We start from the raw sequence: 7,191 nt of genomic DNA, 5'->3' as shown, positions 1-7,191 counted from the left end.
GTTCCAGGCGGCGTACTTGAGATAGCCGTTGGTTTCGTCGTAGTACGAGATGTGCGGGTTGCCGGAGTCATCCAGCGCCAGGGAGGTGTACGAGCCGACATCACCGTCGTAATCCACCGTCTCGAGCTCCCAGCTCGCGCCGTTCCAGGCGGCGTACTTGAGGTTGTGGTTGCTTAAGTCAAAGTACGAGATATGCGGGTAGCCGCCGGCATCCAGCGCCAGGGAGGTGTACCCGGCGATAAAACCACCCGAATCCAGCGTCTGGAGCTCCCAGCTCGCGCCGTTCCAGGCGGCGTACTTGAGATCGTAGTCGGTGTAGTCTATATAGGAGATGTGCGGGTTGCCGGAGTCATCCAGCGCCAGGGAGGTGTACCGGCCCACATCACCACCACCACCCGAATCCACCGTCTCGAGCTCCCAGCTCGCGCCGTTCCAGGCGGCGTACTTGAGTTCTTGGTTGGTGGCGTCGTAGTACGAGATGTGCGGGTTGCCGCCGGCATCCAGCGCCAGGGAGGTATAATGGCCGACATAACCTGCCGATTCCACGGTCTCGAGCTCCCAGCTCGCGCCGTTCCAGGCGGCGTACTTGAGGTCCCAGTTGGTGCGGTCTTTGTAAGAGATGTGCGGGTTGCCGCCGGCATCCAGCGCCAGGGAGGTATCGTAGCCGACATCATCATCCGAGTCCACCGTCTCGACGATCCAATCGTCGGCGGTTGCGGTAATCATCAGCGCGAACATCAACAGAACAATTGGTAACTGCTTCATCCTCGTTCCTTTGGCGTTCAGTCTGCTAAGGTGTGTTCGTCGTCCAACTCTAGTAACAATGGTAATAAGCGGCTGCGGTCAAGTCAAAAACGGGACGAGCGCCCGGCTCGTCCCGTGTTAGTGTCGCTTGTCGCCGATGTGTTACTAGCCCAGCTTCTCCTTGAGCAGGCCCGGGAGCTGGCTGGGCAGGTCGGCCACGGGAACCCCGGCGGCTTCGAGGGCCTCGCGCTTGCTCTCGGCGGTGCCCTTGCCGCCGGCGATGATCGCTCCGGCGTGGCCCATGCGCTTGCCCTTGGGGGCCGTGCGTCCGGCGATGAAGCTGACGACGGGGGTCTGCATCTCGGCGGCGATGAACTCGGCGGCGGCTTCCTCGTCGGTGCCGCCGATCTCGCCGATCATCACCACGCCGTGGGTGTCGGGGTCGGCCTCGAAGGCGGCCAGGCAGTCGATGAAGTTGGTGCCGATGATCGGGTCGCCGCCGATGCCGATGCAGGTGGACTGGCCCATGCCGGCGTTGGTCAGGTTCCAGACGACCTCGTAGGTCAGCGTGCCGGAGCGGCTGACAACGCCGATGTGGCCGGGCCGATGGATGCGGGCGGGCATGATGCCGACCTTGGCCTTGCCCGGGGAGATGATGCCGGGAGAGTTGGGACCGCTGAAGCGGATGCCCCGGGCCCGGTAGTAGTTGTAGACCTCGAGAACGTCGAGGGTCGGCAGGCCCTCGCTGATGGCGACGCAGAGGCGGATGCCGGCGTCGGCGGCCTCGAGCATGGCCTCGGCGGCGAAGCGCGCCGGGACGTAGACCACACTGGTGTTCGCAGCGGTGGCTTCGACGGCCTCGTCCACGGTATCGAAAACGGGGACGCCGTGAACCTTTTGCCCGCCCTTGCCCGGGGTGACCCCGGCGACGACCCGGGTGCCGTACTCCAGCATCTGCTCGGTGTGGAAGGAGCCGTCGCGGCCGGTGATGCCCTGAACGACCAGGCGCGTGTTCTCGTCGACGAAGATGCTCATCTGTCCTCCTTTAAACGCCCTGGGCGGCGGTGACGGCCTGCCTGACGGCCTGGTCCAGATCGGAGCCGGCCTCGATGCCGTGCTCCTCGAGAATGGCCCGACCCTCTTCCTCGTTTGTCCCGGTCAGCCGGACGATCAGGGGCACCTCGAGGGGCCGCTGTTCGAGGGCCTGGATGAGGCCGTTGGCGATGTCGTCACAGCGGGTGATGCCGCCGAAGATGTTGAGCAGGATGGACTTAACGTTGGCGTCGCTGGTGATGATCTCCATCGCCGTCAGCACCTTCTGCGGGTTGCTGGAGCCGCCGACGTCGAGGAAGTTGGCCGGCTCGGCGCCGAAGTGCTTGATCAGGTCCATCGTGGTCATGGCCAGCCCGGCGCCGTTGACCAGGCAGCCGACGGTGCCGTCGAGGTTGACGTAGGACAGCCCGGCCTCCTTGGCCTTGACCTCGAGGGGGTCCTCGGCGGTCATGTCGCGCAGCTCGGCGATGTCGGGATGGCGGAAGAGGGCGTTGTCGTCGAAGTTGATCTTGGCGTCGATGGCCGTGGCCTCGCCGTCGCCGGTGATCACGCAGGGGTTGATCTCGGCCAGGGAGCAGTCCTTGGCCATGAATAGCTGATAGAGCCCGGCGAGGATCTCGGCCAATTGTTTCCGGATCGCCGGATCATCGTGGAGGAAGGCGGCCAGGCGGCGGCCGTGGAAACCGCGGAAACCGATCGTCGGGTCGATCGGCAGCTTGAGCAGCTTCTCCGGGGTCTCGGCGGCGACGACCTCGATCTCGACGCCCCCGGCGGCCGAGACCATGAAGACGGGTCGCTTGGCCGAGCGGTCGAGCACGACGCCCAGGTAGAGTTCCTCGGCGATGTCGACGGCCTCGTCGATCAGCAGTTTTTCGACGGTCAGGCCCTTGATCCGCATACCGAGGATCTCGTCGACGGCGCTGTCGTATTCCTCGCGGCTGCGGACGAAGCGCACGCCGCCGGCCTTGCCGCGGCCGCCGACCAGGACCTGGCTCTTGACCACGCAGGGCAATCCGACCTTGTCCAAGGCCGCGGCGGCCTGCTCCGTTGCCTCGACCAGCTCGCCCCGGCTCGTCGGGATGCCGAACTCCCGAAAGACGGCCTTGGCCTGGTACTCGTGGATCTTCACTGGAACGTCCTCCCCGTTGTCGAGCGGTGTGGCTGAAGATGCGGCCGGGGCCGCAGGTTTATCGGGCGGATTGTAGCACCGCTCCGGCGGGCTGGCAAGGCGGGCCCCGCGCCGTCACGCTTCTTGCGCGCCGAGTTTCCCGCCCGGGAAACTCGGCGCAACAAGCGCGCCGGCGCTCAGTTGTCGGTCGCAGGCGGGAGGATGTAACCTCTCCGTTCGTGAATTGCGCCGGCCGATCGCAGCGTCTATCGACGAGGGCCGGCGAGGTTGTTGCGACGACGGACCCGGGGTCCGTCGTCAATGCAAGAACCTTGCCGGCCCGGTACGCTAGGCGGCGCTCGCCCAGGCTGGAGGAGCGGCGCTCGAGATCGAGGGCCGAATGTGGTTGCCGTCCGCCGCTCTACAGCGTCGTCAAGCCGTCACTTCTCACCGGCCGCCAGGGCCTCGCGGATCAGGGCGCCCTTGCCGACACCCTCCCTGAGGCGGCGCAGGATCGTCTCGTCGCCCCGGGAGAGGGCGGCTTGCCAGAGCGCGTTGCGCGGCGACTCCCCGGTCGGGCGGCCGACGCCGATCCGGCGCAGGGCGGCGTGGATCAGCTTACGCTTGCGTCGCAGCTCGGTCGCGGGCGGCAGCGGCGTCCCGGCCAGGGGGGTCAGCGGCTTGGGCACCAGGGGCGAGGCGGAGACCTCGAGGCGGGTTCTTCCCAGGCGTTCACGCATCCGGGCGCAGAGTTGGCCGACGGCCTCGAGGTCGGCGTCGGTCTCGCCGGGCAGGCCGTAGATGAAGTACAGCTTGAGCCGTTCGGCCCCGGCGGCGGCGACGGACTCGGCGGCGCGCAGCAGGTCGTCGTCGTCGAGACCCTTGGCCAGGCTGCGGCGCAGGCGTTGCGTACCGGCCTCGGCGGAAAGGGTCAGCGTCCGCTGCCCCAGGCGGACCAGGCTCCGGGCGATCTTCGGGGTCAGCAGGTCGGCGCGCAGGGAGCTCGAGGTGGCCTTCAGCCCCCGCGTCTCCAGCCAGTTCAGCAGCCCGTGGAAGTCGGCGGCCTCGGCGACGGCGGTGCCCACCAGACCGACGCGCTGGACGGCCAGCTCGCGGGTCAGGGCGGCGATCTGCTCGCGCAGGGCGGCGGGCTCGGCCGGTCGCCAGCTCCCGGCGGCCCAGCGTGCCGCGCAGAAGGTGCAGCCCCGCGGGCAGCCCCGGCCGAGTTCGACCAGCAGCGTCGCGCCGAAGTGGGCGCGGCGGCTGACGATCCGTGAGGCGGCGTAGGTTCCCGTCGGCGAGGTCCAGTGGTGGACTGGCGCCGCGGGTTCTCCCAGGGCGTCGACGTACAGGCCGCGCTCCGCCAGCAGCTCCCACAAGCCCCGGCGGTCGAGGGGGCCGGACTGCGCCAGCTCAGCCAGCAGCCCCGGCAGCGCGACCTCGGCGTCGCCCCGATAGACGGCGTCGACGAAGGGCGCCGGGGGGCGCGGGTTGAGCGTGGGGGCGATGCCCCCGGCGATGACCAGCGGTCCGCACCGCTCGGCGTGGTCGCTCAACAGCCCCGCCGCAGCCAGCAGCTCCAGCAGGGCCGGGTAATCGGCCTCGAAGGCCGTCGAGGCCAGCAGCAGGTCGAAGTCGCCCGGGGGGCGCTCCCAGGCGAAGCTGACCGGCCGGCCTGTTGGCGGCTCCCCGGCGTAGAGCCGGTCGGCGCACCAGCCCGGTGCCGTGTCGATGAGCTCCCAGACCCGCTGGTGGCCCAGGTTGGCCGCCCCGGTGGCGTAATCGTTGGGCCAGATGACGCAGGCGCTCAGGGGCTGCGTCGGTCCGCCGATGTAGCCCCGCTCCGCCGTCCGCAACTCGTCCAGACCGGGCCGCCTCATCGTCCACCCCCCGGATCGGGCGGCAGGCCGATCTCGCTCGGCGGACGCTTGCGCGGCACCACCGCCAGCAGCACCGCACCGACGATCAACAGCGCTCCCGCGTAGCCGGACCAGGCGAAGCTCTCCTCCAGCAGCAGCATCCCGCCCAGCCAGGCCACCACGGCCTCGCCGACGTAGACCACCGCCGCCGGACCCGCCCCCAGCGCCGGCTGCCAGTACATCTGCAGCAGCACCACCAGGGCCGTCGCCGCGAAGGCCAGGTAGGCCAGCAGGCCCCAGCCCAGCCCGCTGAGCTCCAGGCTCGGTTCCTCGAAGAGCAGGGTCAGCGCCGCCGCCAGGAGTCCCACCACCAGCAACTGGACCGTGGTCAACTGCAGCTCCTCGCCCTCGCGGGCGTAGCGGTCGATCAGCGCCAGATGCAGGGCGAAGGCCGCCGCGCACCCCAGGGTGTACAGGTCACCCACCGCGGGCAGGCCCCGGGGGTTCGCCAGCAGGTAGACCCCGGCCAGGGCGGCCAGCGCCGCCCCCAATACCCGCCGGTTGAGCCTGCGCTTGGTCAGCAGCGCCGCGGCGAAGGGGGTGAAGACCACGTACAGCGCGGTGATGAAGGCCGACTTCCCCGCCCCGCTGCTCACCAGGCCCAGGGTCTGCAGGCCGTAGCCCGCCATCAGCACCAGCCCCAGCAGTACCCCCCGGCCCCAGACGCCCCGACCGAAGCGCACGCCCTTGATCAGCGCCGCCGCGCCGACGACCACCCCAGCCGCGCCGAAGCGCGCCGCCACCAGCAGCCACGGCGTCAGCTCCGCCAGCAGCACCTTGAGCGCCACGAAGGTCGAGCCGTAGATGACCGTGATCAGGATGATGTATTTGAGGGCTTTTCGCTGTCGGCTCATTGGTTGTCTGTCCGTGGGACCGGATCCTCGACCGCCCCAGTTTAGCACGAAGGCCCCGGGCTGTCTCGCTCCGGCTCGTGGGCGGCACCCCTGGCCGCCGTTACGTCGTCAGCGAACCGCCTCCGTGTCGTTATACGCGGCGGCCCGCGGGGGGTTGAACCCCCGGGACCGCCCTACGTGACGCTTGGGTTATTGCTGGACCGTCGAGCTACCCGAAGAGGCGGCTGTCTCCAGCCGCCCCTTTAACATGGCGCCAGACGGTGGTGGACCGTCGAGAACGGAGGGCCGGCGCCCAACGCCGGTGCATCGGCGAACGACGGCTCGGCCTAGAAGACCATCACCGCCCGGGAGATTTCCCGGCTGCGCCGCCAGACCAATCGCCGCTGCCCCAGAACGATGGCCCCCATCGCCCGGGCCCGCTCGACGTCGGTCCGCGCCAACAGCCGGTCGACCTCGACCAGATAGGGGTACTCGCTGAGTAGGGGGCGTTCGAGGTAGTCGACGAAGGCCGGCTCCGCGGCCAGCTCCTCCTGCAGTTCCAACCAGGTCACCGCCAGCTTGAGGTGGGTGTGCCAGAGGTCGAGAAGCTCGCTGAGCAGGGAGTCGAGCTCCAGGCCGGTCAGATTCGCCTCGAGACGGCCCAGCCGTTGGGACAGCCCGCGGTAGGCGGCCAGGCTGCGGCTGCGTGACCGCTCATCGGCCTCCAGGGGCTGATCGCGCAGGCCGCCGTGACCAAAAGCTGCCAGCTCGGCATCGCCGATATCGACCAGGAAGGACTGTACGAAGAGGGCGCTCTCGGCCCGCCGCAGAACGCTCAGGGCGTCGGCGTAGTTGTCGGGCTCGTCGCCGGGCCGGGAGAAGCCGATGGAGAGGGCCAGGGCGCCCAGAGCCAGCCCGAGGACCACGGGGATGATGAAACCGGCGGCGATGCGCTTCATTGGCCGGCTCCCTTGATCGCCGCGGCCACGCGCAAGGCCTGGACGGCCTGGGGGACGTCATGGACGCGCAGCAGGTGGGCGCCGCGCAGCAGGGCGACGGTGTGGGCGGCCAGGGTGCCCGGCAGCCGCTCCTCGACGGAGGCCGCGGTCAGCCCGCCGATGAAGGACTTGCGCGAGGCGCCTACGACGATCGGCCGTCCCAGCCCGCAGAACCATTCCGGATGGTTGAGCAGGGCCAGGTTGTGCTCCAGGCGCTTGCCGAAGCCGATCCCCGGATCGAGGGCGACGGCCTCGGCGGGCAGGCCGGCGCCGACGCAGACCCGCAACCGTTCGAGGAAGAAGTCGTGCAGCTCGCGACCGAGATCGTCGTACCGGGGGTCGCGCTGCATGTCCCGCGGGGAACCCTGCATGTGCATCACCACGACGCCGGCGCCGTACTCGGCGGCCACCCGGGCCATGGCGTCGTCGTTCTCCGGACCGCGCAGGCCGGTGACGTCGTTGATTATCTGAACCCCGGCGGCCAGACAGGCCTCGGCCACGGCGGGCTTGTAGGTGTCCACGCTGATCACGGCTTC

Annotated in this window: 7 protein-coding genes; all 7 read right to left on the bottom strand. The window is 69.3% G+C overall.

From position 1 onward, the window contains the following. Positions 1-765: carboxypeptidase regulatory-like domain-containing protein (locus GF399_02705; GenBank protein ID MBD3399223.1), on the bottom strand; the 765-nt coding region annotated here is incomplete at its 3' end. A 144-nt stretch (positions 766-909) separates the two neighbouring features. Continuing rightward, positions 910-1,779 carry a succinate--CoA ligase subunit alpha gene (gene sucD / locus GF399_02700; protein MBD3399222.1) on the bottom strand — a complete coding sequence of 290 codons (870 nt, stop codon included), beginning with the start codon at positions 1,777-1,779 and terminating at the stop codon, positions 910-912. A 10-nt stretch (positions 1,780-1,789) separates the two neighbouring features. After that, entirely contained in the window at positions 1,790-2,926 is a 1,137-nt protein-coding gene (gene sucC, locus GF399_02695; GenBank protein MBD3399221.1) for an ADP-forming succinate--CoA ligase subunit beta, read from the bottom strand. 419 nt (positions 2,927-3,345) lie between these two features. Next, positions 3,346-4,785 (bottom strand): radical SAM protein, encoded by a 1,440-nt coding sequence (locus tag GF399_02690; protein MBD3399220.1) that lies wholly within the window; start codon positions 4,783-4,785, stop codon positions 3,346-3,348. After that, positions 4,782-5,678, bottom strand: a complete 897-nt coding sequence (locus tag GF399_02685; GenBank protein MBD3399219.1) for an EamA family transporter — start codon at positions 5,676-5,678, stop codon at positions 4,782-4,784. Before GF399_02685 ends, GF399_02690 begins: the two co-directional genes overlap by 4 nt. Before the next feature lie 326 nt (positions 5,679-6,004). Next, positions 6,005-6,616, bottom strand: a complete 612-nt coding sequence (locus tag GF399_02680) for a hypothetical protein (GenBank protein ID MBD3399218.1) — start codon at positions 6,614-6,616, stop codon at positions 6,005-6,007. After that, positions 6,613-7,191 (bottom strand): dihydropteroate synthase (gene folP / locus GF399_02675; protein MBD3399217.1); only part of this gene is annotated, 579 nt, incomplete at its 5' end. The genes folP and GF399_02680, both read right to left, overlap by 4 nt.

This window comes from Candidatus Coatesbacteria bacterium (assembly GCA_014728225.1).
GTDB lineage: Bacteria > RBG-13-66-14 > RBG-13-66-14 > RBG-13-66-14 > RBG-13-66-14 > WJLX01.
Note: the sequence above shows the minus strand (reverse complement) of the source record. Positions and strands in the feature narration are given on the sequence as shown.

Excerpts from the sequence above, each read along its gene's own strand:
- sucD (MBD3399222.1), bottom strand. The coding sequence starts at position 1,779 with ATGAGCATCTTCGTCGACGAGAACACGCGCCTGGTCGTTCAGGGCATC.
- GF399_02690 (MBD3399220.1), bottom strand. The coding sequence starts at position 4,785 with ATGAGGCGGCCCGGTCTGGACGAGTTGCGGACGGCGGAGCGGGGCTAC.
- GF399_02680 (MBD3399218.1), bottom strand. The coding sequence starts at position 6,616 with ATGAAGCGCATCGCCGCCGGTTTCATCATCCCCGTGGTCCTCGGGCTG.
- GF399_02685 (MBD3399219.1), bottom strand. The coding sequence starts at position 5,678 with ATGAGCCGACAGCGAAAAGCCCTCAAATACATCATCCTGATCACGGTC.